Annotated in this window: 23 protein-coding genes and 1 CRISPR repeat array; of the genes, 20 read left to right on the forward strand and 3 right to left on the reverse strand. The window is 62.9% G+C overall.

The window, feature by feature from the left end:
- Positions 1-16 precede the first annotated feature (16 nt).
- The 9 genes from A9976_RS20515 (at position 17) to A9976_RS20555 (ending at position 6,193) form a co-directional block, all read left to right on the forward strand.
- Positions 17-484 (forward strand): Rha family transcriptional regulator, encoded by a 468-nt coding sequence (locus tag A9976_RS20515; RefSeq protein ID WP_409049551.1) that lies wholly within the window; start codon positions 17-19, stop codon positions 482-484.
- 461 nt (positions 485-945) lie between these two features.
- On the forward strand, positions 946-1,941 hold the full coding sequence (locus A9976_RS20520) for a DNA cytosine methyltransferase (protein ID WP_259649257.1): 996 nt from the start codon (positions 946-948) through the stop codon (positions 1,939-1,941).
- Positions 1,942-1,956: 15 nt separating this feature from the next.
- Positions 1,957-2,820, forward strand: coding sequence for an FRG domain-containing protein (locus A9976_RS20525; RefSeq protein ID WP_183020539.1), 864 nt, complete (start codon positions 1,957-1,959; stop codon positions 2,818-2,820).
- A gap of 77 nt (positions 2,821-2,897) precedes the next feature.
- On the forward strand, positions 2,898-3,929 hold the full coding sequence (locus A9976_RS20530; protein WP_183020540.1) for a DUF262 domain-containing protein: 1,032 nt from the start codon (positions 2,898-2,900) through the stop codon (positions 3,927-3,929).
- Between the two features lie 146 nt (positions 3,930-4,075).
- Complete coding sequence (locus A9976_RS20535) at positions 4,076-4,279, forward strand: hypothetical protein (RefSeq protein ID WP_259649258.1); 204 nt, start codon at positions 4,076-4,078, stop codon at positions 4,277-4,279.
- Positions 4,280-4,419: 140 nt separating this feature from the next.
- Positions 4,420-4,635, forward strand: a complete 216-nt coding sequence (locus A9976_RS20540; RefSeq protein WP_183020584.1) for a hypothetical protein — start codon at positions 4,420-4,422, stop codon at positions 4,633-4,635.
- Positions 4,636-5,234: 599 nt separating this feature from the next.
- On the forward strand, positions 5,235-5,531 hold the full coding sequence (locus A9976_RS20545; RefSeq protein ID WP_183020542.1) for a hypothetical protein: 297 nt from the start codon (positions 5,235-5,237) through the stop codon (positions 5,529-5,531).
- Positions 5,532-5,573: 42 nt separating this feature from the next.
- A complete protein-coding gene (locus tag A9976_RS20550; protein WP_183020543.1) occupies positions 5,574-5,774 on the forward strand; it encodes a hypothetical protein in 201 nt (66 codons plus the stop codon).
- Between the two features lie 104 nt (positions 5,775-5,878).
- The gene (locus A9976_RS20555; protein WP_183020544.1) at positions 5,879-6,193 is read left to right on the forward strand and encodes a hypothetical protein; all 315 of its coding nucleotides are present in this window, start codon (positions 5,879-5,881) and stop codon (positions 6,191-6,193) included.
- A 189-nt stretch (positions 6,194-6,382) separates the two neighbouring features.
- A CRISPR array of direct repeats spans positions 6,383-6,951; the repeat unit is 28 nt; unit sequence TTTCTGAGCTGCCTACACGGCAGTGAAC.
- Positions 6,952-7,060: 109 nt separating this feature from the next.
- Here A9976_RS20555 and A9976_RS20560 read toward each other — a convergent pair.
- From A9976_RS20560 to A9976_RS20570, 3 genes are all read right to left on the reverse strand, one after another.
- Entirely contained in the window at positions 7,061-7,477 is a 417-nt protein-coding gene (locus A9976_RS20560; RefSeq protein ID WP_183020545.1) for a hypothetical protein, read from the reverse strand.
- A 63-nt stretch (positions 7,478-7,540) separates the two neighbouring features.
- A complete protein-coding gene (locus A9976_RS20565) occupies positions 7,541-8,479 on the reverse strand; it encodes an ORF6N domain-containing protein (RefSeq protein WP_183020546.1) in 939 nt (312 codons plus the stop codon).
- A 23-nt stretch (positions 8,480-8,502) separates the two neighbouring features.
- The gene (locus tag A9976_RS20570) at positions 8,503-8,820 is read right to left on the reverse strand and encodes a helix-turn-helix transcriptional regulator (protein ID WP_183020547.1); all 318 of its coding nucleotides are present in this window, start codon (positions 8,818-8,820) and stop codon (positions 8,503-8,505) included.
- A gap of 161 nt (positions 8,821-8,981) precedes the next feature.
- On the opposite strand from A9976_RS20570, the gene A9976_RS20575 reads away from it, so the two are divergent.
- The 11 genes from A9976_RS20575 to A9976_RS20625 all read left to right on the forward strand — a co-directional run bounded on the left by A9976_RS20575 (position 8,982) and on the right by A9976_RS20625 (position 26,622).
- Positions 8,982-9,464: a helix-turn-helix transcriptional regulator gene (locus A9976_RS20575; RefSeq protein ID WP_183020548.1), complete on the forward strand. Its 483-nt coding sequence runs from the start codon at positions 8,982-8,984 to the stop codon at positions 9,462-9,464.
- Positions 9,465-9,553: 89 nt separating this feature from the next.
- Entirely contained in the window at positions 9,554-17,353 is a 7,800-nt protein-coding gene (locus A9976_RS20580; protein ID WP_183020549.1) for a PLxRFG domain-containing protein, read from the forward strand.
- A gap of 63 nt (positions 17,354-17,416) precedes the next feature.
- A complete protein-coding gene (locus A9976_RS20585) occupies positions 17,417-17,818 on the forward strand; it encodes a hypothetical protein (protein ID WP_183020550.1) in 402 nt (133 codons plus the stop codon).
- 15 nt (positions 17,819-17,833) lie between these two features.
- On the forward strand, positions 17,834-19,330 hold the full coding sequence (locus tag A9976_RS20590; RefSeq protein ID WP_183020551.1) for a hypothetical protein: 1,497 nt from the start codon (positions 17,834-17,836) through the stop codon (positions 19,328-19,330).
- 3 nt (positions 19,331-19,333) lie between these two features.
- Entirely contained in the window at positions 19,334-20,071 is a 738-nt protein-coding gene (locus A9976_RS20595) for a hypothetical protein (RefSeq protein ID WP_183020552.1), read from the forward strand.
- Positions 20,065-21,258: a hypothetical protein gene (locus tag A9976_RS20600; RefSeq protein WP_183020553.1), complete on the forward strand. Its 1,194-nt coding sequence runs from the start codon at positions 20,065-20,067 to the stop codon at positions 21,256-21,258. The genes A9976_RS20595 and A9976_RS20600 overlap by 7 nt, the downstream gene beginning before the upstream one ends.
- Positions 21,239-23,356: a hypothetical protein gene (locus tag A9976_RS20605; RefSeq protein WP_183020554.1), complete on the forward strand. Its 2,118-nt coding sequence runs from the start codon at positions 21,239-21,241 to the stop codon at positions 23,354-23,356. Before A9976_RS20600 ends, A9976_RS20605 begins: the two co-directional genes overlap by 20 nt.
- Complete coding sequence (locus A9976_RS20610) at positions 23,353-23,790, forward strand: hypothetical protein (RefSeq protein WP_183020555.1); 438 nt, start codon at positions 23,353-23,355, stop codon at positions 23,788-23,790. Before A9976_RS20605 ends, A9976_RS20610 begins: the two co-directional genes overlap by 4 nt.
- Entirely contained in the window at positions 23,787-25,610 is a 1,824-nt protein-coding gene (locus A9976_RS20615) for a hypothetical protein (protein WP_183020556.1), read from the forward strand. The genes A9976_RS20610 and A9976_RS20615 overlap by 4 nt, the downstream gene beginning before the upstream one ends.
- A gap of 53 nt (positions 25,611-25,663) precedes the next feature.
- On the forward strand, positions 25,664-26,101 hold the full coding sequence (locus tag A9976_RS20620) for a hypothetical protein (RefSeq protein WP_183020557.1): 438 nt from the start codon (positions 25,664-25,666) through the stop codon (positions 26,099-26,101).
- The gene (locus A9976_RS20625) at positions 26,098-26,622 is read left to right on the forward strand and encodes a capsid cement protein (RefSeq protein WP_259649259.1); all 525 of its coding nucleotides are present in this window, start codon (positions 26,098-26,100) and stop codon (positions 26,620-26,622) included. The genes A9976_RS20620 and A9976_RS20625 overlap by 4 nt, the downstream gene beginning before the upstream one ends.

A 26,622-nucleotide genomic window follows, 5' to 3' on the forward strand; every position in this document is an offset into this window, starting at 1 on the left:
GGGAACTTGCAAAAGGGTGGGATCTGAAATCCGACCCTTCCTCGCACCATCGCGGCGTTCGATAGAGCCTGGTGCCGACGTCATCAAGCTGGTGCGCAAGCACAGGGCCAGCCTGGAGCGCTTCGGCCCAATCAGATTTGAAATCCGAGTGGGAAAGCGGGGAGGCCGGCCGGTGGAAATAGCGCTCCTCAACGAGCAGCAAGCGACCCTGCTGATCTCCTTGATGAAGAACACGGGCATCGTGGTGGATTGCAAGGTACGCGTGGTCGAGGAGTTCTACCGCATGCGCACGGCCCTGAGCCAGCAGGCCCTTGGCCTATGGCAACAGATGCAGGCCCTCATCGCACAGGAGGTGGAGTCCAAGGTCCGAGCATCCTTCGGCTCCCGGCTCATGCTCGACCGCAAGCGCGATATCCCGCACTTCGAGTCGGAGCACCAGCGCCTGGAGGCTGAGATCCAGCCTTCGCTTCCGCTGTTCCACTGAGCGCGGCTCAATCTTGAGCCCCTTGATTTCATTGAGTTTTCGCGCCCTGAGCACGGCTCAGGTTTGAGTCGTGCTCAGGTGGCCGGGGCCGCGGCTAGGGCGAGCCCACAGAAGAGGAGGGCAGGGAGAAAGAGGGTGTGGCGCAGGAGGCGGAATGTAGCAGGACCAGCGTCAGGGCCTGCAGGGCTCACTGCCCAGCTTCTCCTCGAGCTGAGGTATGGGGCACAAACACAATCTCTTCCGCGCGAACGGGCAGTAGTTGCTACGAGACTGTGCTCGGCATCGAAACAAGCTGGTGCTCCACGATAGCCTTAGACATTGGAGTACTGTGCATTTGTACAGTTTTTTGATGTTGGTGAGCTCATGTACCATCACGCTAACTCTCATGTCCTACCAGTCAGCAATCTTGTTTGGAGTGACTAGGGCTGCTATTCAAGTACATGGGATTAATTGGATTATTTATGTATAACGATAAATCGGGTTCCGAAGATTTTGAGACAAGGCATCATGAAAAGGGTGCTGGCCTTATAAAGGTGGTCTCTTTTTTTTCGGGTTGCGGTGGATTGGATTTGGGGTTTAAAGGAGATTTCGAATTTCGTGGGGTTCATTATGAGCGCACGGAATTTGATATTCTTGCCGCTTATGAGATAGATAAAAAATGCAAAATCACATACGAAAGTAATTTGGATTCTATATTACATAGTGTTGATCTTGCAAAAACTAGACCAGAAGAATTTCCAAGCGCAGAAGTTTTGATAGGCGGATTTCCTTGTCAAGATTTTTCAATATGTGGTCCTCGCGCTGGTGTTGAGGGTGAGCGAGGCGGTCTTTTTCGCGCAATGTCTAGATATGCGAAGTATTGGCAACCTAAGATTGTCGTCGCTGAAAACGTGCCACACTTGCCAAAGATCAATTCAGGTCGGGATCTTGCTACTATAAAAAGATCTTTTGCTTTAGCTGGGTACAGAATGCTAATGTGGCCAGTTTACGCTCCTGATTATGGCGTTCCACAGGCAAGATCTAGGGTAATTCTAATATTTGTGCGCAAAGATATAAAAAAAGATCCAATGATTCCGCCTAGAAGCCATGAAAATAATCACAGATCTGTGTCATGGGCTATTGAGGATTTGCTTAATATATCTGAAGAAGTCCCAAATCAGGATCAATTTTTTAAAGCGGCAAAGGCAAAAAATGGGAATGGGCAAGGTGATGAGATAAGTCCTAGAGACTTGCCTGGTTATACGGTCAGGGCAAATGCTAAGTCCCGTGTGCAGTTTCATTACAGCCTTAACAGAAGGCTAACAATACGTGAGTCAGCTAGGTTGCAAACGTTCCCAGATGATTTTGTATTTCCTCATGATGCTACATCGAACATCATGCAGATTGGCAATGCAGTTCCTCCTGTTTTGGGGCATGCTATTGCGCAGCAACTGGCTTCATACTTAAAGAGTCTTTGAAATCGGAGGAGACTGATGGCAACAAGGAGAAAGGCGCCCAATGAAAAGGTATGCAGTAGCATTTCTGAATTCACTAAATCTGTTGAAATTCTATTAAAAGCAAATACTCACCCGGCAGTAGGGAATTGGTATCGAGGTATTGGATCTGCTAAATATACGCTGACGCCATCATTATTTCGCCATCCACAGAATAATAATATTGAAAGGCTAATGCAGCTTGAGGCAACCATGCTTCAGGATTTTGAGAGAAGTAGCATTCTCCACTCAGAGAAAGTCTCATCTGATAGTGAAGACGGAAGAATGCGTACACTTTTCATCATGCAGCACTATGGAATACCAACTAGGTTGCTTGATTGGACGCCAAATCCGTTCATATCACTGTATTTTGCCTTGACTTCAGCAAGTATCGATACCAATGGAGTATATCAAGCAGATGCTGCAGTGTGGGTTTTGGACCCCGTGAAATGGAATCGCACTTCTTTGGAGTCTCAGAGTCATGGGAACTCAGGGCCTCTTGTGCACTTGGATGCATTGGATGGATATGCGCCAAGGGCATTTAGAAGTGGAGGGTTCGGGTCTGCCGCTATTAAAAGTTTGCAGCAGTATCCTGCATGTCTATACGGTATTACAAATAATGCTCGGATGTTTGCTCAGCGCGGGGTCTTTACTATCTTTGGGCAAAGAGTAGAATCTATGGAGCAGCAGTTTGTTGCCGGTAATTTTTTAAAAGATTCTCTGACAAAGATAATAATTCCAGCGGGGAAGATTGCCGAGATGTTGGCGATGTTGCTCAAGCTTGGGTACACCGATTCTGTAACCTACCCTGATCTTTCTGGGTTGGCTATGGAGATTAAGCGTTATCATGGTTTTCGGGTGTGATTATGCTAAAAATACAGCCGCTTCAGCCTACGACACTCCAATGGTGGTACGAACAACACTTGGATTCACGTATTGACATGTCTCCCTCTTACCAACGTAGAGGGGAAATATGGAGTAAATGGAAAAGAGCGCATTTGATTGACTCTATTCTGAATGATTTTGATATACCTAAGTTCTATATTTCAAATTTTCTGAGAACAAATTCCTCGCTCAATGAAAAAAAGAAGGGGTACGCCATAATCGATGGGAAACAAAGATTAGGCGCAATATTTGATTTTTTTGAAGATAAATTCCCTCTGAACCCATCGTTCAAGTTCGATGATGAACCTGCCTTGGATCTAGGGGGGTTGTTCTACAGCGATTTAAGGCTTAGATACCCTAAGGTTTCGAGAAGGATAGACAATTTTTCTCCAACTGTTATGGATGTCGTTACGGACGATACGGAGAAAATTACCGAGTTGTTTATTCGCCTAAATATGGGGGAGGCAGCTAATAGTGCAGAGCGCAGAAATGCAATGCAAGGGCCGGTCCCGACACTGGTAAGAGAATTATCTGCCCATCCTTTCTTTATGCGGAAGATTAAATTTTCTACAGGTAGAATGCAGGAATTTAATCTTATTATAAAGATATTCATGTTTGAGCATTTGAAGGGATTTTCTGATACCAAGGCAAAGAACCTGGATAAATTCGCTAAAGATGCTCACGATTGGAGTATTGAGCACGCTACTGACGAAAACCCCATGGGGCCTTATCGAGAAACGTCTAATAGGATCTATGACGTTTTGGAGAAACTGAACAAGGAGTTCGTTGATAAAGATCCACTTTTGTCTAAGCAAGGGGAGATTCCTATATATTATTGGGCCGCTAGGCAATTCCCGGATAAGACAAATGAGCTGAGAGATTTTGTTCTGGAATTTTCTGAGTTGGTCATGGATAATATGCGCGGTCAGCGAGATGAACAGAGACAAGGGATTCAAGAGCTTACAACGTACTACACTCTAAGTAGGACTACAAATGATTTGCACAGCTATGTAGGACGATACAAAATATTCGAGAAGAGATTCTTGGAGTTTTTGCGAGCTCCAGGCAGAGTGGCAGGTAGGCGCTGAACTTTGTATTCTTTTTAAGAAATTTTGAGTTGAAGAATTTTATGTGACCGATAGCGTTATATAAAAAGCTCACAAGCCCGCTTCGGCGGGCTTCGTCGTTTCTGGGCCATGCTGGCGCGCGCCCTGCACCTGTGACAATGTCCCGCATGCATGAATGCGTCCTCACCCGCAACGGCGTCGAGTTCAAGGCAGACTACGAGGCCTGTGGCGACGTGCTTCTGGTCTTCCTGCCGGACGACTCTGCCAGGGAGTCGCCGTTGAGAGGCCGTGACCCGCACGCTGTAGCTCTGAAGCACCTCATGTTCTACGTGCACACGCTTGAGGACGAGGCAAAGCTTGACGCTGGATGAGCCTGTGTTGGGGCGTTGTCATTTTTGGGGTAGGCCCCAATCGCAGCTCGGCACCCTTTCATGCAACTAGGGAAAGCGATTCCCATACCCCGCGCCGTGTCAGGCATAGCATGGTCTCACCACAACAAGGAGACCTCTCCATGAGAATCGCATTCATCGCAATTGCCCTGGCTGCTGCCACTTCGGCTCAGGCCGGTGATCTGGTGCCCAGCAAGGGCTCCAGCTCCACATTCGCTTCGGGCAAGTCTGCTGCATCGTCGCTGTCCTTCGAGGCAGCGGGTCGCAAGGGCAGTACGCGTGTTGGTGGCTCTGGCAAGAGCGGGAAGGGTGGGCGCTACGTGGGTGGGCGCAAGTAGGTCTGGCCAAGTTCTGTACGGCCCGCTTCGGCGGGCTTCGTCGTCTCTGAACCCAGCCCTGCGCCAGAAGCTCATCATGTGCGTTCGCCTGCAGCCCAGTTCTGATTTGGGCATTGCATTTGGGCGGCTGCGGCTGGCGGCGAAGCTTCTGTCGCCGGTGCGCCAATGGTGGGTGCTCGCAGTTGCCAAGGCGGGGTGTGGTGCTGCTTCGCCATGAGCCAAATCGCCGCAGTGATCGCGAGCGCCCCCAGAATTACCAGGGCCAGTGCTCCCGTAGGCGACCACTGGGGTTGTTGGTCGCTGTCTTGGCTCGGCTTGCACTCATCCATGTGGCTCCACTGCCGAATTGGCAACGGCAGGAGTTATTGATAATCGCATGTCACTAAGCTTTCGATTGTTTGAATGTGAACGCATGCTAATGTTTTTTGGTTCTTGTACCAATATGTAGCTTCTCCCAGGCTGTGAGGCTGTACAGGCGGCAATCAGCATGCCCGCCACGCCTAGGCCAACCCCTACCTCGTTATTACGTTTTGGACCGCACAGGTGCGGTACAACAGGTTCAGAGTTTCTTTCGCTCAGTATTTCTTCAGGGTGCAGCCATGCCAGATTCCATCCACGCCCCGTGCCCCTTATGCAATCTCCAGTGCACTGCCTACCTCGAAGACTATGGAAAGTGGATGCACTTTTCCTGCCGCTGTTGTCGTGAGCTGAAGGTGAACAAGATGGTGATCAGCAAGCTCCGCGCTGAATCCAATGAAGTGCGCGAGCAGCTGTCGCAGCAGGCTCGCGCGTTGGGAGAGGGCGAATATCTCCACATCGCTGCAACGGATCAGGGCTCGTTGCAGCCCCGAGGGCAGTCTGCCTGGACGGCTGAGGTGCGGACGCGGCCCGTGTGAGGCTATGGTCCCAGCGCGGGCTTTCCGTGCCACTATCACGCCATGATTCCTGCACCCCTCCTTCAGTTCACCGACGTTCGCACTCGCGTCTTCAACGGGAAGACGCTCATCGGCCTCAAGCACACGGCCAAGACTGCCTCAGGGCTTGATATTGCAACCACCTGGGTTGATATGCGTCCTGAGGATGTGGAGCGGCTGATCAAGACTCTCCAGGACACGCTGGCAGAGCTGTCGGCCGAGTAGCAGAAGTGCCCATCCCTCACCCATCAGCCCCGCATGTCGGGGCTTTTTTACACGCCCCCGGCTAGGGTTCGACCGCCCCCGCACCTCTCCTTGAGAGTGGGGGGATGGCACATCCTCATACCCTCATTCTTGCTGGCGCGTTGGTCGTGGCGCTGGGCTTGGTCTTCGCCGCCGCTTTCGCGGCGCTTCGGGCTGCGGCTGCCGCACGGCGCGCTGTAGAGCTTGCTGAAGCTTCAGCCAAAGAGTCGGAGCGGCAACAGGTCGCACGCGGCGAAACCCTCGAATGGTTGCAAGACCATGTATCCCGAGGGATTCAGATCCTCGCCAAGGGCTGTAGTTCAGGAGAGGATGGCTATCAAGGCGGTGACCACGACAGCTATAACGGCGATGCCGGCGCCAATCCAGGCAATCTTCACTGACTCACCCCGCCCTCTGTCCCGGGAGGGCGGGGAGAGAGTTCTCAGGCGGGGCGTGGGGCAGGGAGGTGCCCAGCCATGTGGCTGAGCCGGTTCGCGCAGGTCGCGGCGAGGCGGGCCAATTCCGGTGATCCCCGGAATTACCTGCGCGGCAGCGAACGCAGCTGCGCGCCCCGCGTTCGAGCAGATGATTTTCTGAGCTGCCTACACGGCAGTGAACGCTTTGCGGGGGCGACGCCCACGGCCCTCAACTTTCTGAGCGGCCTACACGGCAGTGAACCTCAATTTCCTGCGGGCTGTCGGCACGTTCCTTTTCTGAGCTGCCTACACGGCAGTGAACTGGAAGGCGGCCGGCTACACGGAAGACATGCTTTTCTGAGCTGCCTACACGGCAGTGAACTGCCAGGGGGCGCGCCATGACCGCCGGCATCTTTTCTGAGCTGCCTACACGGCAGTGAACGCAGGAAGATTGGCAACTGTCCCCCGCAGTCTTTTCTGAGCTGCCTACACGGCAGTGAACATGGCGTAGCTATCACCCAGGAAATGCAGGAATTTCTGAGCTGCCTACACGGCAGTGAACCCGAGGTCACGCTGCAGGACCTAGCCGCGCTCTTTCTGAGCTGCCTACACGGCAGTGAACGCGGTACGGGTGGTGGCACGGGCGGCGGTACAGTTTCTGAGCTGCCTACACGGCAGTGAACGTGTGGTGTACACGGATGCCAGCTATTGGGCTTTTCTGAGCTGCCTACACGGCAGTGAACTAGAGCGTATCACGCACAAGTCCATGATGCGCAAGACTAAATCTGGGTTCAGTCGGCTGGAACCCTTTTTCGCAGCGCCCGAGGGATCGAAAAAAAAGGGTTGGCGTGCTCAGCCTACGAACTCCACCAGTTCAGCGAGCTGCGCGAACATACGGCCGGCATCCTTGAGGCAGCGTTCGTAGGCGCAGCCTGTCCTGCTGAATGCCCGGCTGGCAAGGTTGATGGCCGCGCCCGCCTTAAGCCACGACAGGCTGAACTCGGCACCGTCCTTGAAGGCTGTCGTTCGCATGGCGCGGATGTGGGACAGTGCAAGCTCCACGGCATAGTCCACATCGTGGTCAGCATCAAGCCAGTGCTCATCGGCGCACCGGATGCTGACAAGTCGCTTGATGTCTTCCTCGGCCTTGTCCAGTGCCAGGGCCGAGATTTGTTCGAAGGTGGGGCGCGCGGCTGCAGGAGCTTTGCGCGCGCGAGGCTTTGCTGTAGCATTCATGCTGAATTCCGTTCTGTGTTGGTTCGGGTTCACCTTGAAAGCCTCGACGGGTCCAAGCGTCGGGGCTTTCGTCTTTGGGGGCATTTGCCCCAGGGCTCACAGCAGGGCTGCCTGCGGTTCATCGGGGGCCTGCCTTGGTTTCAGCGGGATCACACTGCCGCCGCTGCCGCGCTTGCCATCCGCTGCAGGGATGTTCTCGCGCACCACATCAACGACAGATTCCCACCAATCGATCTGATTTCCGTGGTGTGCGTTCTTGGCCTTGAAGGGCAGCACCTCGCCGTACTTGGTTCCGGCTTCAGTCAGCACGTAGCCGTCCTCGACCTTGCGCTGCAGGCCGAGCTCCAGAAGCACCTTGTTGACGAGCTGACTGCTGCACTTGGCGCGGCCCGTCTGCTCCGCGATGCGGGCTCCGATTTGCGTGGGGTTGAGGCGGACCATCCGCTCCAGTGTCACGGGCGGCAGTGCGCGGCGGAACTCGCTGAAGTCAATGCCGGTGTGCTGCTCGAAGGCCTGGAGCTTGGCGGCAGCAACCACATCGAGGCGGATGCCGGGCACGTCCTTTAGTGCGTCACCGACGAAGTTGATGACCTTCACCTGATCCAGGGGCGTGCGGCCACGGACACGGGCAGGCTTCGTTTCCACCGGCGCCGACAGAGCGGCCGCATCGCCGGCCAGCGCTCGCGAGAAATAGGCCTCCTCCATCTCCTCAAACACATCCCAGGCCTTGTCGGTAGTCAGCATCTTGGCGTGCCGGCCAGCACCCAACTCGGTCCACAGGATGAGCGCAGGGGCTCTGGGTGCGACTGACCCGAAATTTTCGGGGCAGTTCTTGAACGCCTGAAGTGCCGCACCTTCCAGTTTCACGAAGTGCTTTCCCTCCTCGAATCGATCCCGATTGTTCGCGTGGTTGTCGCCTATGTTCTTCTCGGCGCAGCCGTAGAACTGCGCGAGCTGCTGCGTGGTGCAGACCGGGCGGCCCTTGTACGTGATGCGGGCCGACTGCACGCCAGCGATGGTGACGATGTTGCTCATGGTGATGCTCCTGCGGGAAAGAATTACGAACAGCGGCGCGCGACTTCGACAAGAAGGGCTTGCGTTGAAACGATGGCCAGATCGATGGGCGATTGCTGGGTGGGGCGAGCGGTCCCGCCGCGATGCGCATCGCAGCCGCCAAGCGCAAGCCAGGCGGAGGAGACCCCCAGCTCTGCAGCAAGGCGGTCCAAGGCGGCGCGTCGCGGCTGACTCCTTGCGGTTTCGTACCTGCTGAGTTGCGTCTGCGCGATGCCAGCGCGTCGCGCAAGATCGTTTTGAGACATGCCCGCCCAGGCGCGCGCCATGATCAGGCGCTTTGCGAGGGCCTCGTTACCGTTCATGTGAGAACTCCTTTGGAACGCGGGCCGGCTGGACGGGCCTACCAGCGAAACGTGTATCGTCTATGCACATAGAATTCACTCCTTTGTACTGTTGTGTACGGATCGAATGTAGTGTACTGATTGAACTGTTTGCAAGTTGTATTTGTACCACATGAACTAATATGAACGAAAAAGAGTTCAAAGATCGGCTGATCGCCGCGCGCGAAGGGTTGGGGCTTTCTCAATCGGAGTTGGCGCGCAGGGTGGATATGAAGCCCACGCAACTGGCCCGGTACGAAGGAGGGCGCGCGACCCCCAGGCGTAAGGTGATCGAGCGTTTGGCCGTTGCACTTCAGGTCAACACGCAATGGCTTGCTGACGGGTCTGCGCACCCTCACGAGCCCGAGATGACGATGCGGCCGGATGGGAAGGGGATGGTTGAAGTGACATTCCGGCCAGACGAGGAGACGGGGCGGCTGTTCAGGGAGATTGCTGAGCGGATTGGTAAAACCCCGGACGACCTGCTTAACTGGGTGATGACGGAAATGACGAAAATCGGTGCCGCACCCGAAGGTCCGCCGGACGACATCTACAAAGAGTTGTCTGAGCGTGTGGCGCGCTTGGAGGCAGAGGCCGCCGCACGGCGCAAGGGATCTGACGGGTAGCCTTGGTAGCACCGGCCCGCAGCAGCGGGCTTTTTTACTACCCCCTGTAGGGTTCGACGCCTGCCCACCTGCTCCGAGAGAGTGGGGGGATGGCAAACGACACCATCTCCTATGAAGACGCGTTCAAAGGACCGGCGCCCCAGTCGCCCAAGGGCGCGGCAGCGGCGCCGATAAGTTACGAGGATGCCTTCGGTCTTAAGCCTGCCGAGCCAGCCGGCCGCAGCGCCACCGACTACGTCCGCGACGCGGCAGCCTGGGCAGCCAAGGGCGCCGTGGCCGTGCCCGAAGCTGTTGTCGGCCTGGCCGACATCGCCACCGGCGGGCGCGCGGGCAAGCTCCTGGAGAACGAGGGTGGGGCTGTCGGCTTCCGGCCCAAGCAGGCGCGCGAGGCCATCAATGAATGGCACTCGGATGCCACCAAGGAAGCGCAGCGCAAGTTCCAGGAGGCCGAGGGCCTGGGCGGCAAGTTCCAGGCCGCCATCGAGAATCCTTCCAACATCGTCGGCGCGGTTGTTGAATCGCTGCCGGCCATGGGTGCGGGCGGCGTGGTGGCGCGCGGGCTGGGCGCGGCGACGCGGCTGGGCCAGGCTGGTGCCAAGAGCGCTGCAGCTGCTGGTGCGATGGGTGAGGGCATCGTGGGCACGGGCTCTGCTGCCGAGCAGATCCGCCAGGAAACAGATGACGGGCTGCTCTCTCCGGGCCAGGCCGCGGCGGCAGCAGCCACGGGCGCGGCCACGGCCGGCTTCGGGTATGCCGGCGGGCGCATGGCGCAGCGCCTGGGCATCGGTGATGCCGAGACCATGCTGGCCCAGGGCAACAAGGGCATTGCCAAGCAGTTCGCCGACGACGCAGCCACGGCGGCCGCGAATCCGCTGGTGCAGCAGCGCGCGGTCAAGAGCATTCCGCGCCAGGTGATCGAAGGCGCCATCTCCGAAGGTTTCCTCGAGGAACTGCCCCAATCGGTTGCCGAGCAGATCTTCCAGAACCTGGCGTTGGGCAAGGACTGGTCCCAGGACGTGGACACGGCGGTGGTGCTGGGCACGCTGTCGGGCGCGGCCATGGGCGGCGGCGCGGCGGGGTATCGGGCGGCGCGCGAGCCGCGCGTGCCTGCTGGACAGCCGGGCGATGCTGCTGCCCAGCCCCCGGGCGCTGGCGCAGAGCCTGCGGGCCTGCCGGATGTCGCAACCTACGGCGCCGCCATTGACCAGATGGTGCGGCCAGAGAGCCAGCAGCAGTACCGGGATGCTCTGGCGCGGGCCCAGGACGAGTCCCTGGCCCCCGAAGACCGGAAGGCCGCGGCGGATTCGCTGCACCAGGCGTTCAACCCGGATCTGTTCCAGCAGGCCGGCGAGAACCAGGCCGATGGCCAAGCGCCGTCGGGCCTATCCAAGGTGCGCGATGAATTCATGCGGCAGCTGGCCGCGCAGCAAGAGCCGGTCATCGATGAGGCCCGGCTGCGCGAGCAGGGCATCACGCCCGCCCCGCAACTGGATACCACGCGCATTGATGCTGCCATCGGCGCGCCGCGCCCCTCTGAGGTCATGGGCCTGGATCCTGCTGCTGGCTCCCTGTCCGCAGCTGCTGCCCTGGCAGTGGATTCCGGCGCGGCTGCCCAGACGCAGCAGGCCAGTGCCATGGCCCAGGCCGCAGAGCAGGCGGCACGCGCGCCAGCCAAGAAGAAGGCTTCCGAGCGCCAGGTCACGGCAGACCCTGCCACAGGCGAGATCGCTGGCGGCGCCCTGGCCACCTGGACGGATGAGGACCTGTCGAACGCCTTCCGCTCGGCCCAGGCCAAGGAAGTCCGCATACCGCTGGCCAACGAGCTGCAGCGGCGCCGTGCCGAGCGCGAGCAGCAAGCCCGTGACGCCGCACCTGCTCCCACACCCACCACCACCCAGCAAGGAAGCATCGATGGCACACAAGCCGATCAAGCCCAGCCGCCGCGCACGGAATCTTCGCCGGCAGCAGGAGCGCAAGGAGCGCCGGTTGCAGGTCCTGCAGCTGCGCAGGAGCTGACCTATGGCACCACCTCGTCTCAGCACGATGGCGCGCAAGCAGGTGCAGCGCCAAGCCCGCAAACTCAAGCGCCAGTCCAAACCCCTGCCCAGCGCATCGACGCCGGGCGCGCGGCCTGGGCCAGCATGCCCACCGCAGAGCGCAAGGCCCTGGCCAAGCGTGTGGGCGGCGTAAATGCCGCCCTGAAGAACAATCTTCACGGCGCGCGCTGGGAGAACCTGAATGCGGAGCTGCAGCTCCGTCTTGCTGACGCCATCCAAGTGCAAGGAGCAACCAATGATTCAACCGCACCTGCAGTACGGCTGGCAGATGAACGCCCACCAGGCCCTGCGGCTGCTGCGGAGGCTGGGGGCAGTCAGCCGGCAGGACGCGCGCCAGATGCGCAGCCTGCTGGGCCGGGAGGTAGCAGTGCCGGACAGCCTGCTGCCGGCGTGCAATCTGCTGTACCTGGCCGAAGTGGCGCCAGCGAACAGGCTGCCGGTGTAGCTCCTGCTGCTGCACCAGCGCCCACGGTGGGCCAGCAGCAGGCCGTGGCGATCGCCAAGGAAGGGAACGACGCACGGCGCGCCCAGCTGCAGGCCGCCAGCGAGCGCTGGGCCAGCATGCCGGCGGCCGAGCGCCAGGCGGTGGCAGGCAAGGCCAAGGGCCTGAATGCGCTGGCCAAGGCCAGCTCTCACACAAGGGCCTGGGCCGACTTGGCGCCCAAGGTGCGCGAGAAGCTGGCCGCCGCCATGCCCGATGCTGCTGCAGCACCTGCAGCACCTGCAGCACCTGCAGCACCTGCAGCCCGCGCGCCAGCACGTTCCGTGGAAGGTCGTGACCTGGGCGACGGCTGGGCCGAGTTCTCCCGCGACTCGGGCTCCATCGGCGTGCCGCGCGCGGAGATGCCGCAGATCCGAGCCGAGCACCGCGGCGCCATGGTCAACTTCATGAATGCCCGCGGCATTGCTCACCAGGAGGAGAGGGTGCCGGCCTCCAGCCTCAAGCCCACGCAGGCGGAATTCAGCCGCGAGCGTGTGACGCGAGCCAGAGGCTTCGAGGGCGGCAACCGCTCTATCCTCGTCTCGCGCGATGGGCATGTGCTCGACGGCCACCACCAGTGGCTGGCTGCGCGCGAAGCGGGCGAGGACGTGAAGGTGATCCGACTGGATGCGCCCATCCGCGAACTGCTGGACGCCGCGCGAGAGTTCCCCAACTCCACGACGAGCGAGGGGGCTGCCGAGGCTGCGGCTCCGGCCTCTGCTCCAGCAACCAAGCCCAAGCCGCGCGGCGTCCTGGCCAAGAAGGCCAAAGCCGAGGAGGCCGCCCGCGCCGACTACTTCACCCCGGGCAACATCGTGAAGGGCTACGGGGATACCCATGTCCGCGTGGTCTCGTACACGCCGGCCAATGCCGATGGCGTGTGGAGCGTGACGGTGCGCCAGGTGGAGAAGCAGGGTTCAGGTTGGGAAGATGTGCCGGGCGTGCGCGAGCGCACCCATGCCACGCCGCCCAGCGCGCGCGAGCTGAAGGCCGGACCTGTGGAGCGCACCGAGGATCTGCCATTCCGGCGCGGCGAAGCCGATGGCCAGGGCCTGACCGATGATCAGATGGCGAATCTGCTGCGCATCATGCGGCCGGAGCCGGCGGCCTTCTCCGATGCGGCGCGGGCCCAGGCCGTGGGCCAGGTGCGTGAGACGGTGGACGCCATCCGCAAGGGCTGGACCAACGGGCCCGAGGTAGTGGTGGCCTTCGATATGTCCGACCCAGCCGTGCCCGAGGCGGCGCGACGCGCGGACTTGCGCCAGCGCAGCGGCGGCGCCAGTGGGGCGCCCGAGGGCTTCTACTGGCGCGGCAAGGCCTACCTGCTGGCCAGCAAGCTGAACACGCCCGCCGACGCGGCCCGCGTGCTGCACCATGAGGTGCTGGGCCATCACGGCCTGCGCGGCATGTTCGGCCCGGAGCTGAACAAGATCCTCAACCAGGTGGCCACCATGCGCCAGGCAGAGGTGGCGGCCAAGATCAAGGAATACGGTCTGCGCGGCGTCACCGACCTGAGCCGGCGCCACGCGGCCGAGGAAGTGCTGGCCGAGATGGCTGAGAAGACGCCGCAGCTGCATTTCGTGCGGCGCGCCGTGGCCGCCATCCGCAACTGGCTGCGGGCCAACGTGCCCGGGTTCGCGGGCCTGAAACTGTCCGATGCCGACATCATCCAGGCGTTTATCCTGCCGGCGCGCGGGTTCGTGGAGCGCGGGCAGCGCGCCGCTACCGACCGCATCGAGCCAGTGTTCAGCCGCGGTGCGGCCGAGATGTCGCTCGTGGAGAAGGCCCGCGTGCTGCAGGGCGAGCCGGTGGCGACCGTGGACACCAGCATCGCGCCCATGGGGGCACCGGCCATCCGCGCTTGGGCCTCTGACCTGTTTGCGAAGCAGGGAGGCAAGGCGACCAATCCGGAACTGGGTGATGTGCTTCTGGACGAACGCGCCGTGCGCAGTTCCATTGCGCATGGTCGCCCGAACGCATACAAGGTAGCCGCCTTCGCGGCGGTTAAGGGTGCGCTGGAGAAGGGGGTGCTAGTTGTTTCAGCCCACCATGGCGAAACCGACAGCTTCTACGTGAGTGCACCAGTCCGGCTCTCTGGGGTGGATCACATCCTCACAGCGCTGGTTCACCGAGATACCAACACGCAGCGCATGTACCTGCACAGCGTTGCCACAAAAGAAAGTCTCCTGAGCCGTCGAGTTTCCAGGGCCGATGCAGATGCATCCGAGCGATCTGGCTCAAACGAGTCAGGAGACGAATCAATGGTATCGCAAGAGTCCAAAAAAGGGAATCCTCCGGGGGCCAGGGATTCCGGGACCGATGCGGCTGTCGCGGCATCCGGGCGCACCGGCAAGGTCTCCCCAGAGGAAGTCGCAACTGTACTGCGAGGGCTGTTGCGGATCAATACGCAGGAGTCCGCCGGGGAGGATGGGGGGGAAGACCTCATGTTCAGCCGCTCGCGGCTTTCGGAGATCAAAGACAGCGCTCTGGACCAACTCCAGAAGACGATGTCCCACCCGGGTAAGGTCTCTGTCTGGGACAAGACCATCGGCACCATGAGGCACCTGGCCGAGCGTGCGCCAGTTTTCAAGCCGGTCTACGAGACCGCCCAGCGCAACATCGATGACGTGTCCATGCTGGCCAACGATGCCGCCGACCGGGCGCCGCGCCTGCTGCCACGCGTGGACACCATCAGCGACCTGGTGGGCAAGAACCGCAAGACCCCCGTCTCGGCGGCCGACAACAAGGCCGTGGCGAAGCCTCTCTTCGAGGCCACGCTGCTGTGGGGCCGCGACGTTGATGGCAAGGCCGTGCTGGTGGACGAGCTGGCCAAGAAGTACGGCAACCTGCCTGCCGACGACAAGGCCCAGCTGCTGCTGCGCGCCGGTCGCCTGGACGACCGCGTGCTGCGCGACTGGCGCGGCCTGCCGCTGGCCCAGTACGAAGCGCTGGTGAATTCGCGCTTCGAGAGCAAGATGCTCAAGGCAGGCGCGGTCTGGACGGATGCTGAGCTGCAGACGATGTTCGGCGCCACGCCCAACCAGATTGCCCTGTACCGCGAAGCCCGCGCGGCCATCGACCGCTCCATCGACATGACCGCTCGGGCGGACATGATGCGCGCGCTGGGCGACGAGTACGCCGGGATGCGCGACCTGGTGCTGGACGCGCCGACGCTGGCCGATGCTCTGGAGCTGCTGACCACCACGTTGCAGCAGGATGCGAAGGCCAAGCCGGACCTGGCCGACCGGCTGCTGCAGTTGAACAACATGGTGGTGGACCGGGCGGCCACGGCCAAGGATCTGCAGGACGGCGGGTATGCGCCGCTGTCTCGCTTCGGCCGGTACACGCTGGACGTGGTTGACCAGGAGGGCAACCGCCAGTACTTCGGCATGTACGAGACCATGAAGGATGCCAACCTGGCCAAGATCCAGATGGCCCAGGCCTTCCCCGGCGCGGTGATCACGCAGGGCACCATGAGCCAGCAGTCCTTCAAGCTGTTCGCGGGCATCACGCCCGAGACGCTCGAGATCTTCAAGGACATGGTTGTGGGCAAAGAGGCCGATGCGGCCACGCGCAAGGTCTTCGATGAATACCTGAAGCTGACAAAGAACAACCACAGCGCGCTCAAGCGGCTGATCCAGCGCAAGGGCATCGAAGGCTACAGCCAGGACGTGGGCCGCGTGGTGGCCAACTTCATCTACAGCAATGCGCGGCAGGGCGCGGCGGGCCTGAATGCCGGCACCATGGATCGCGCGATCAACGACATCCCGAAGGAGCAGGGCGAGCTGAAGGACTTGGCCATGGGCCTGCGCAGCTACATCCGCGACCCTCAGGAAGAAGGCCAGGCCGTGCGCGGCATGCTGTTTGCACAATACCTGGGCGGCTCGCTGGCCTCGGCCGTGGTCAACATGACCCAGCCCTTTGCGGTAACGCTGCCGTGGCTGAGCCAGTTCGGCGGCATCCGTGCGGCCGGCAGCCAGATGGCCCGGGCCCTGAAGGACATGGGCACGCGCGGCATGAAGTACGAGACTGACCTGGCCCACGCGCTGAAGTCCGCCGAGGACGACGGCGTGGTCTCGCCACAGGAAGTGCACCAGCTCATGGCCCAGGCGCGCGGCGCGGGCGGCCTGCGCTCGGGCGACGGCACGCGGGCCGGGGATGCGCGCGCCGCGGCGGGCAATGCCTGGGAGCGCGCCAAGGTGGCCTGGGGCCAGCCCTTCGCTCTGGCCGAGCAGTTCAACCGCCGCTCCACCTTCATTGCCGCCTTCAGGATCGCCAAGGCCCAGGGCATGCCCGATCCCGGCGCCTTCGCGCGCAAAGCAGTGCTGGAGACCCAGTTCGTTTATTCCAAGGCCAACAAGCCCCAGTGGGCGCGTGGCGCGGTAGCCGGCACTCTTTTTACGTTTAAAACGTATAGCGTCTCCTACCTGGAACTGATGCAGCGCATGTGGACGCAGGGCGGTCCTGAAGGCAAACGCGCTGTGGGCTGGGCCCTGGCCATGCTGCTGCTGATGGGCGGCGCCGGCGGCGTGCCCTTCATGGAGGACGCCGAGGACCTGATCGACGGCGTGGGCCAGATGCTGGGCTACAACATCAGTTCCAAGCAGTGGCGCAAGGAAGCGCTGGCCGGCATCGTGGGCAAGGAACTGGCCGAGTTCATGGAGCAGGGCGTCTCGGGTCTGCCAGGTGCTCCTATCGACGTGTCCGGGCGCCTGGGCATGGGCAACCTGCTGCCCGGCACCGGCCTGCTGCTGACCAAGCAGAGCCGCGAGCGGGATCTGCTGGAGGTGGTGGGGCCCGCGGGCGATCTGGTTTCCCGTGGCTTCGCTGCAGGGCGCGAACTGGTGGGCGGGGTGATGAATTTGGATCCGTCCGCAGCGGGCCGCGCTGCGCTGGAGGTGTCGCCCACGGCCGTGCGCAATGCGTTCAAGGGCGCGGACATGGCCGCCAGCGGCATGTACAAGGACACCAAGGGCTACAAGGTGATCGATACCACGCTGGCCGAGGCGGTGGCCAAGGCTGTCGGCTTCCAGCCCAAGAGCGTTGCCGAGATCCAGGAGGCTAACAGCTTCATGCAGCGGTCCAAGAGCTTCTACAGCCAGACCAGCAGCGAGATCAAGGCGCAGTGGGCCGATGCGCTGTTCCGAAAGGATGAGGGCGCCCTGGCACGCGTGCGCGAACGGCTGGCCGATTGGAACCAGAACAATCCAGAGCAGCCCATCGTCGTCAAGATGCCCGACGTGTGGAAAAAAGTGCGCGAGATGGGTAAGGACCGCATCGACCGTATCGCGGACAACTCGCCCAAGGCCCTTCGACAGCAGATGCGGGAGATGGCCGCCGATGCACGGTAGTCCCCGGCTAGGGTTCGACCCCCATGGAGATGGCGGGAACACTCTTTCCAAAGGAGTCCCGCCATGTCCAATGCCCTCTACACCAAGTTCAAGGAACGCCTGCTCAAGGCGCAGATCGACCTGTCCACCCAGCCCGTCAAGGCGGTGCTGGTTAAGAACACCTACGCCCCGGTCATCGCAAGTCATGAGTTCCTGACTGACATTCAGGCCCACATTGCGAACACGGCCCAGGCGCTGGCCGGCGTCACCGTGACGGGTGGCGTGTTCGATGCCAACGACGTGACCTTCGCCGCGGTGGGGGCCGACACCCACAAGGCCATCGTGCTCTACGTCGATACGGGCGTAGCCGGCACTTCGCCGCTGGTCCTGTATCTGGACGAGATCCCGGGCTTTCCGTTCACGGGCAATGGCTCCGACGCGGAGATCCGCTGGGACAACGGCGCCAATCGCATTTTTGCGCTGTAACGCAGGGAGAGTGCCGTGCCAGCCCTGGTCTATTTCAACAATGCGGAATCGGTGCTGGGTGCGCCTCTTGACGACTCCGGCAGTGCGTTCAGCGCGGTCTCGCTGACGCTGGCGGCCGGGACGGGTGCCCTGTTCGGCAGTCCCACCGAGGAGCGCCGGCTGCGGCTGACGCTGACCCACCCGGATACGCCGGACGAGCGGGAGATCATCGAGGCAAGGGGGCGCACGGGCGATGTGTTGTCCGTCTACCGTGGTCTGGAGGCCACGGCCGTACGCGCCTGGCCCGCCGGCGCCAAGGTGTCCAACTATCTGACAGCGGAGGCGGCGAACCGCTTCGTGCTGGGCCCCAGCAACGAGTACGAGAGCATGCAGGGCGGCTTTGCCGTGGGCTCCACGCAGTTCATGGATGTGGCCGGCATCTACAAGCCCGACGGCATGAGCGAGTTCGTCACGGGGGCCGCGGGCCAGCTGGTGGGCCTGCCTTCGGGCGGCAGCCATGCGCTCGGGGTGATCCTCCTGTCGGGCAAGGCCAGCGGGGAGTCGAGCGGCGACGTGAATGGCCTGTGGGGCAATGCGCGTGCGGTGCAGGTGGCCGCGAGCTACAGCAGCACGGGGATGGCGCTGGGCACGCTGGTGACTGCCGCTGAAGGTGGCGTGGCTGCTGGCCTGCGGGCCGCGGCGGGCGAGGGATCGCTTGCCCTGGGCAACGGCGTCACCGCCGTGCGTCAGGCCATGGCGCTGGGCCGCGACTGCGCCGCGTTGGGCGAACGATCGCTTGCGGCCGGCGCCGGGGCCCTGGCCCTGGGCGATGGAAGTGTGGCCCTGGGCGATGGCGCCTACCAGGCGGCAGAGCGAAGCATTGCCTTTGGTGCGTTGCCCACGGTGCCTCGCGTGTGGCGCGCCCTGGACGGCAACAGCGAGAACGCCTGGGAGCATGCCGGTAGTGAGGGCATCGTCGCATCGCGCTTCTATGACCTGGGCGTTTCGCCAGAGTTCTCCGGCGGCAGCGTCATGGATGGCGATGTCTACCGCCCGGCGACCGGGGCCGTGCGGTACCGAGCGTTCATTCCCTACGATCCGCGAGCCACGACCAACAGTTTCTACGCGCCGGCCATGGCCTTGCCTTCGTCGGGGCTGATGAACCAGCCGATGGATGCCGCCAACAGCAATGAGGCCATGTGGGTTGCGCACGAGGGCGGGGCCGGGCTGCGGGTCATCCTGAGCCTGCCGCTGCATGTGCTGTTCTTCCCGACGGAAGTGGGATTCATCCTGTTCAAGGGCACGGCCTCAACCGCGCCTGCGGTCTCTGTGGGTGACATGGGGTCGGATACCGCTCTGTTGCCTGCGACTGCCCTGCCTGGACCGCTGACGGGCAAGGCCATCCATCGGCTGCCCGTCACCACGGGCAAGGGCGTGGAGGGTCAGTTGCGGTTCACGCTCGCCACGGCAGCCAATGGGCAGTTCCTCGGGCGCTTCTACGCCAAGGGCCTGTTCATCAACACGCAGGAGTAAGCGGTGCTGCTCAATGCCGTGCCCCTGAATGCCGGCCTGCTGGGCGCCGCGGCCGGGGAGCAGGCGGCCGAGGAAGGCTTGTTCCGGCCGCGTGCCCTGGCTTCTGCCGTGGTGTTCGGCGCGCCGCAGTGGCTCGTGCACATGGCATTCGCGGTGCCCTCGGTCGCCAGCACCCGCATCGGCGTGCCCACCCTGGTGCTGGGCGCTACCCGCCGCTTCGATGCCAAGGGCCTGGGGCCGCTGGCCAGGGCGGGGATGCCGTCGCTGCGGTTGGTGTACGCCGGCGGCGTGCCGGCCGGCCCGCAGGTGTTCACGGCCGGCGGGCTGCGCGCCACGCGCCTGGGCGCGGCGCAGTTGCAGCTGCGCATCGCGCTGGACGTGGCCTCGGTAGCCAGCACGCGCATCGGCATGCCCGGCATGGTGCAGGTGCTGCGGGCGCCCGGCACGGCGCTGGCGCCGCGCTCGGGGCAGCCTACGCTGGTGCTGTGCTTCCATCCTGCGGCGCTGGTGCTGGGCCGCTGGGGAGTGGCGTCGCTGGCACAGATCTTCCGGCCCGCACCGCTGGCGCGCACGCGCATTGGCCAGCCGGCGCTGCATCTGCGTTCGTCGGGAGACATCGCAGATTGGTACGCAGGCGCGCAGGTGGGCATGCCGCGGCTGTGCTTCGTGCAACGCGTCTATCCCGGCTCGCGGCTGGCGCGGGCAGGGCAACCATCACTTCGCCGAGGGCATGCATGCTGACGTTCCAGAAATTCCGGGGTATCAACAACATCTCCAATGAGAAGAAGAAGGGCGAAACCTACCTGTCGGCCGCGCTCGATGTGGATGTGGGGCTGGATGCCGAACTGCGCCGCCGGCGCGGCATGACCCTGCTGAAGGCCGGCTGCTATCGCCAGTTGTGGGAGGGAGCCTCCATGCTGCTGGGCATCTTGAACGGGTGCGCGTTGGTGCGCGTGGTGCCGGATGGCGAGGATGTGACCATCCACCCCGCCATGGGCACGGCGCGGCTGTGGTGCTGCGAGTTGCCAGACGGGCGCGTGATTTTCTCCAACGGGCAGGTGCACGGCATGACCGATGGCACGGGCTGCTCGGATTGGGGCGTGGCGCCGCCGGACGAGGCCGGGTCTGCCACGGCGGTGGCGGGGGCCATGCCGGCAGGCCGCTATGCGTGGGCCATCACGTTCCGGCGCGAAGCCGATGGCCTGGAGAGCCAGGCGGCGGTGGGCGGCCTGGTCGAGGTCCAGCAGGCGGGCGGGCTGCTGCTGACGGACCTGCCGCAGCGTGCGGGCCACAGCCTGCAGGTCTATCTGACCACGGCGGGCGGAGAGGCGTTCTTCCATGCGGGCCAGGCCCAGGGCCCGGCCTTCAGCTATCTGCGCGACGGCCAGGACCTTGCGCGGCCCTGCCGCACGCTGCACCTGAGCATGCCTCCGGTGGGATGCCTGCATGCATTGTGGGGCGCGCGCATGCTGGTGGCCCAGGGCCGCGTGCTGTGGGCTTCCAGGCCGCACGGTTGGAGCCACTTCGATCTGGGGCGCGACTTCAAGCAGTTCAGTGCCGACATCACGCTGGTGCAGCCCGTGGGCGGGGGCATTTTCGTGGGTACGCAAAAGGAGCTGGCCTTCCTGGCCGGCGTGGAGTTCGATACGCTGGTCTACACCAGTCTGATGAAGGAGCCAGTGCTTCTGGGCTCGGGCGCCGCGGCACCCGGCCGGCGCGTGCGCCGCGGCGACGGCGCGGGCTTTGGCCGGGCCATGGTGTGCATTGCGGGCGGCTGGGTGGTGGCTGGCCACGACGACGGCATGCTCGAGCCCCTGAGCGAGGGCATCTACCGGGCGGACATTGGCGCAGAGGTGGTGGCCGCATTCCGCACGGTGGATGGCGTGCCGCAATATGAGGCGCTGGCCTATGAGCACGCGGCCGTTTGATCCCTATTTCTTCGGCCAGGGTGGCCAGCCCCTGCAGGGGTCAAGGCCTGCGCGTTTCGTGGCTGACGCCCCTTTGTCGCCGGCCCAGGCGCGGCAAGTGCAGGCCTTGTACTTGGCCTTCCGCGAGCAGGTGCGCTTATCTATCGTGCGGCATGTGCGGCAGCGCCATGTGCTCAACGATGGCACTGTGGTGCAACTGGGGTGCTACGGCGAGGACTACAGCGTGCACGTTGCGACCACAGGGGGGCAGGGGCAGCAGGATGCCTTCGTGGCCTATGCGGCCAACCTGGATCCTGCCTATCTGCCCCTGTTTGACCGCGAGGTCATCGATATGTCTGCCCCCGGCAGCACGCCCAAAATTCCGCCAGAGCCGGTTTTCAGCTACGACGTGCCTGAGCCTGAGTACATGACGGTGGATGCCGCAACCTATACGCGGTCAATTAATTCCACAGAAACCAGCCTCGACAATAGCCAGAGCTTTACCTGGCGAGGGGTAACCGTGACAGGAACCCTGGTAGGGGTGAATATCAATCCCGACCCAAATTTCGTGACCATGCGCTATACAGCCGACAAGTACCTACATAACATCCAGGTAGCAGGCTCCAATGATCAGCATTTAACAATTTCCTCTCCTTTTACACGGCCCGAGGCCAGAACTGCAGGGAGGCCCTACTACGAATTCTATTTTTCCAATTATCAGCAGTTCTCTCCTAATGTCACCTGGCGAGTGTATGGTGGGAAGTTATCAGAAGAGGGTGATTTTGATATAAGCCCATCATTGCAGAGTTTCTCTGATAAGAATTACTCCAGCTTGCCAGCAGTTGGCAAAAACACACCTGAATATATAGCCTCGATGGCGCAAATGGAGGAGGTCTACGACCAGATAACTGCCGCACTCCAGGCCCAATTCCCTCCCACGCCCTGGGAACTCTGGTCCGAGGCGAGACAGGCGGCATACCAGGAGTGGCGCAGCACGACGTGGCAAGCGTGGAGCCTATTGCGGGATCGCATCCTGGCGGGCTGGCAGCAAGGCCCGGCCGTCGAAAACCACGGCCTGACCATCACGCGCAAGCTGGCGCGCGATGCGCAGGTGGCGGCGCTGCACCAGCACCTCGATGCCGGCGTGGCCGACCCGCATCTGGCCGCCCGGTTCCTGAGCCTGCCGGTGCTCGTGGACCGCGCGCCGCGCGCCAGCTTGCCGCAGGGTGGGTCTGTGACGCATGGGGGCGTGGTCCACGAAGTCTATCTGGGCTATCCGGCCGAGGCGCTGAACTACCAGGCCGGCGCGGCGACGCCGGACGTGCAGGTGCCGGGGTCTCCCAATCCTTCCCATGCACCTCACGGCGTGCAAAGCCGGCTGCTCGGGGTGGACTGGCGCAGCGCGCAATGCATCTTCGGCAGCCGCATGACGGGCCGCTGGGCACGGTTGCAACGCCACCAGAACTACCACGGCGGCGAGCTCGCCGGGGTCTATATCAAGGAGCCGCTGCAGTGGCTGGTGCACCCGGCTTATCAGGCAGTGCTGGATGCGCCGCTGGACCCCACTCCTGCGGGTAGTCCGGTGCGCACCGATCGCTTTCTACCGGCTGGCGCCGTGCTGACCATGGTGCATTTCGAGTATGAGGTGTTCGATCGCTTCTGCAATGCCTGGATGTGGCTGCCGGTGCTGGGCATGGAGGCGTTGGACCCGCTCTGGGTGCAGAGCCTGGGCTCATGGATCGGGCCTGCTCTGAACCCGGCCCAGCCGCCCCGGGCGGTGCGCGTGCGCGGCATCACGACGCAGCGCCGGCTGCGTGACGGCTCCTGGAGTGCAGCGCAGCCCGGCAGGGTCCATACCGTGCCTCAGGCCTACGCGCTGGCCTCCAATGCCGCAGCCATCCCCTGGCCCAGCACCGTGGTGCTGCTGTCCGGCCACGCGCGCACCATGCGGCCCGTGGAAGGCGGCATGGGCCAGTTCACCTATCCCTCCTATGCATCGGGCTGGGCCCGCACCATGGCGCGCGTGCGATCGCTGCTGCCCCAGCCATCCTCGCAGGTGGAGCAAGTCGAGCACTTGGTCACGCTGGCCCTGCGCGCCGCAGGAAAAGGAAAACCATGAAATCCATCGTCGTGAACACCCTCAGCGGCGCGGTGACCGAATACCGCAGGCCGTTGCACAGCATCACCGCCGGGCACGGCGGAAACCGCGAAGGCGTCTTCGTCCTGCAGGGCGACACCGACCATGACCAGCCCATCGTCGGCGAACTGCACACACCCGTCATCAACCACGCCAGCACCTTGCAAAAGAACCTGGGCGCCATCTACGGCAGCGGCGAGAACCTGGCCGGCGGGCTGGCCGAGGTGCACACGCGCGGCAGGGTCTGGGCCTACCCGCTGCGCTGGGGCGACAGGGGCATGGTCCGAGCGGACCCGGGGCGCGGTATCCGCGAGGTCTACCTGGGGTTCGGCCTGCGCCTGCCCGCGGGCCAGGCCTTCACGCTCGATCGCCTTGAAGTGGTCGTCAACAATTCCAAGAGCCGGAGAGTCGCATGAGTGATCCGCAAACCGTCAATCAATTGGTCACGGACGCCTACGAGCGCTCCGTGGCCCTGAGCAATTCCGTCGAGACGCACCTGGCCAGCTTCACCAGCGCGCTGTCCAGCACGCTGGCGGCGCCGCCGACCATCAACTACGAGTGGATCACGCCCGCGGCGCCGTCCCTGCCGCAGGTGCCCGATGCACCCAACTCGCCCCAGCTCAGCCTGAGCGTTCCGGCCACGCCGGCTCCGCTCAACGAGCAATTGCCCGAAGTCGTGTTCGATGACATCGCGCAGCTGCAGCCGCCCAGCCTCACCACGGGCGCGCCGCCGGTGCTCAACTTCGGGGTGGTGCCCGCGATTCCGCAGGTGCAGGACATCGCCATCCCGGACGCCCCGATGGTGAGCCTGCCGGACGCGCCCCAATTCCTCACGCTCCACACCCCCACGTTCGCGGGCGTGAACCTGCGCGAGGACCTGGTGGAGCGCCTGAACGACACCCCCGAACTGGTCATCATCCAGCCGCAGCCGCTCACCTATACCCGGCCCGCACAATACGAATCGCGGGTGCTGGATGGCCTGAAGGCGCTGATCGTCCAACGCCTGGCCGGCGGCACGGGGCTGCCGGTGCAGATTGAGCAGGCCATCTGGGGTCGAGCCCGCGAACGCGAGCTGCTCGCCAGCCTTGCCGAGGAAGAGGATGTGACGCGCAAATCCGAGGCGCTGGGATTTGCGCTGCCGCCTGGCGTGCTGGCCGACCAGATCCGCGTCATCCGCCTGGACCGCCTGGCCAAGCAGGCCGGCCTCTCGCGCGATATCGCCATCAAGCAGGCCGAGATGGAGGTGGACAACCTGCGCGCCACAATCACCGCCGGCATGCAGCTGGAGGACCAGCTCATGCAGCATTGGGTCCGTTCGGAGCAGCTGGTCTTTGAAGCGGCCAAGGCAGCGGCGGACAACGCCATCGCGCTGCACAACGCCCACCTGGAGAACTTCCGGGCCCTGTCCGCGCAATACGCCAACCTGCAGCAGGCCTACAAGACGATCATCGAAGCCGAGATGGCCAAGGTGGAGATTTACAAGGCCCAGTTGCAGGCCGAGCAGAACAAGGCCCAGATCAATACCGCTCTGGTGCAGCAGTTCAAGACGCAGGTGGAGGCCTCGATGGCGCATGTCGAGCTGTACCGCGCCCAGCTCGGTGGCGCTCAGACCCTCATGCAGCTGGAGCAGGCCAAGATCGGAGCGGCGAGCGAGCGCGTACGCGCATTCACCGCAACGATGAATGCCGAAATCGCCAAGGTCGAAGGCTACAAGGCACAGGTCAGCGCGGACACGAACCGTGTCGAGGCCTTCAAGGCCACGATGCAGGCGGTCTCGACCAAGATCACAGCGCAGGCGGAAATCGCCCGAGCGCGGGCCGCGCGCCTGACCGCGCTGGCTCAGGCCAAGACCGGCGAATGGGATGGGTACAGGGCCCAGGTGCAGGGCGCGAGCGCCGTGGCCGAGATGACGGCGCGGCAGTTCAGCCTGCAAAACGACGCCTATTCCACCCGGCTGCGCGGCGTCATCGCGCAAGCCGAGATGGCCAACACACAATGGCAGGGCAGCATGCGGCAGTACGAAGCCGCCCAGACGCTGGCCCTGCAGACCGCGCGAGCGAACAATGATGCCATCGCAGCGAACAACCAGCTGCGCTCGGACCAGTCCAAGGTGGGCGCGCAGACCTATGCTCAGCTGATCTCCTCGAGCTTCAACGTTGTCAACACGTCCGCCAGCATGAGTTCGTCCGGCGCCTACAGCTGGAACTACAGCGGCTCCGCGCCCGACATCACATAGCAGCCCCCGGCTAGGGTTCGCCTCCGGGTGGCCCTGCCGGGACACTGCGGGGCATGACAACTCCTGCCCGGCTCCAGCTGAAGATCTACCAGGGCGCCACGTTCCGCGAGGCGCTGGAGCGGCTGACCGTGCCGTACCCGGTGCGCTGGGACTGCGGCCAACTGGTGGACGCCTGCTCCGGCTTGCGCGTGCCCGATGCGGACATCACCCGCGAGGACTACACCGGCTGCACTGCGCGCATGCAGCTGCGGCGCGACATCGATGACGCACAAGTGCTGCTCGAATTGACCACAGAGAACGGTGGTATCGAACTGGATGGCGCCTGGCTGCGCCTGGTGATGACGGCCACCCAGACGGCGGCCCTGGAGTTTGGCGATCTGCCGCCGGCCTGGACTTCATGCATCGGCCAGGTCGAAGTCACGCGCCCGGGCGGCGATGTCGAACGCCAGTACGAGCTGAGCTTCGTGCTTCTGCCGGAGGGCACCCGGTGACCACCGTCGTTTCGTCCGACCTCTCTTCCGTTGTCATTGAGCGGCAGGCCTCTGTCGTGGTGACGCGCGAGGGCGGGCCAACCGTGGTGGTGCAGCAGCCGGCGCCGCGCCAGATCGTAGTGGCGCGCGGCATTCCCGGGCCGCAGGGCCGCCCTGGCGAGCCTGGTCCTGCTGGCGGCGCCTCGGTGCAGCGAACTGCTGGCGCCAACCTCTCGGCCCTGGTCGCTGTGTACGAGCTGAACGGAGCCGTGCACGCGCTGAGCGCTGACGATGCCATGCACATCGACCTGCTGCTGGGCATCACGCTGACGGCGGCCCAAGCCGGCGATCCGGTCAACGTGCAGCGGCTGGGTGCCATTGAGGACTCCGGCTGGAACTGGGTGCCGGGCCGTGTGTACCTCGGCGCCAATGGAGCGCTCACCCAGACACCGCCCACCAGTGGCTTCGACGTGCTCATTGGCTCTGCCGCATCCCCCACGCGCATTGCGCTGAATCTTCAAGACCCTATTTCACTGGAGTAA

Origin of the sequence: Delftia sp. UME58, from assembly GCF_014170385.1 — a bacterium.
In the GTDB taxonomy this organism is placed as follows: Bacteria; Pseudomonadota; Gammaproteobacteria; order Burkholderiales; family Burkholderiaceae_C; genus Comamonas; species Comamonas acidovorans.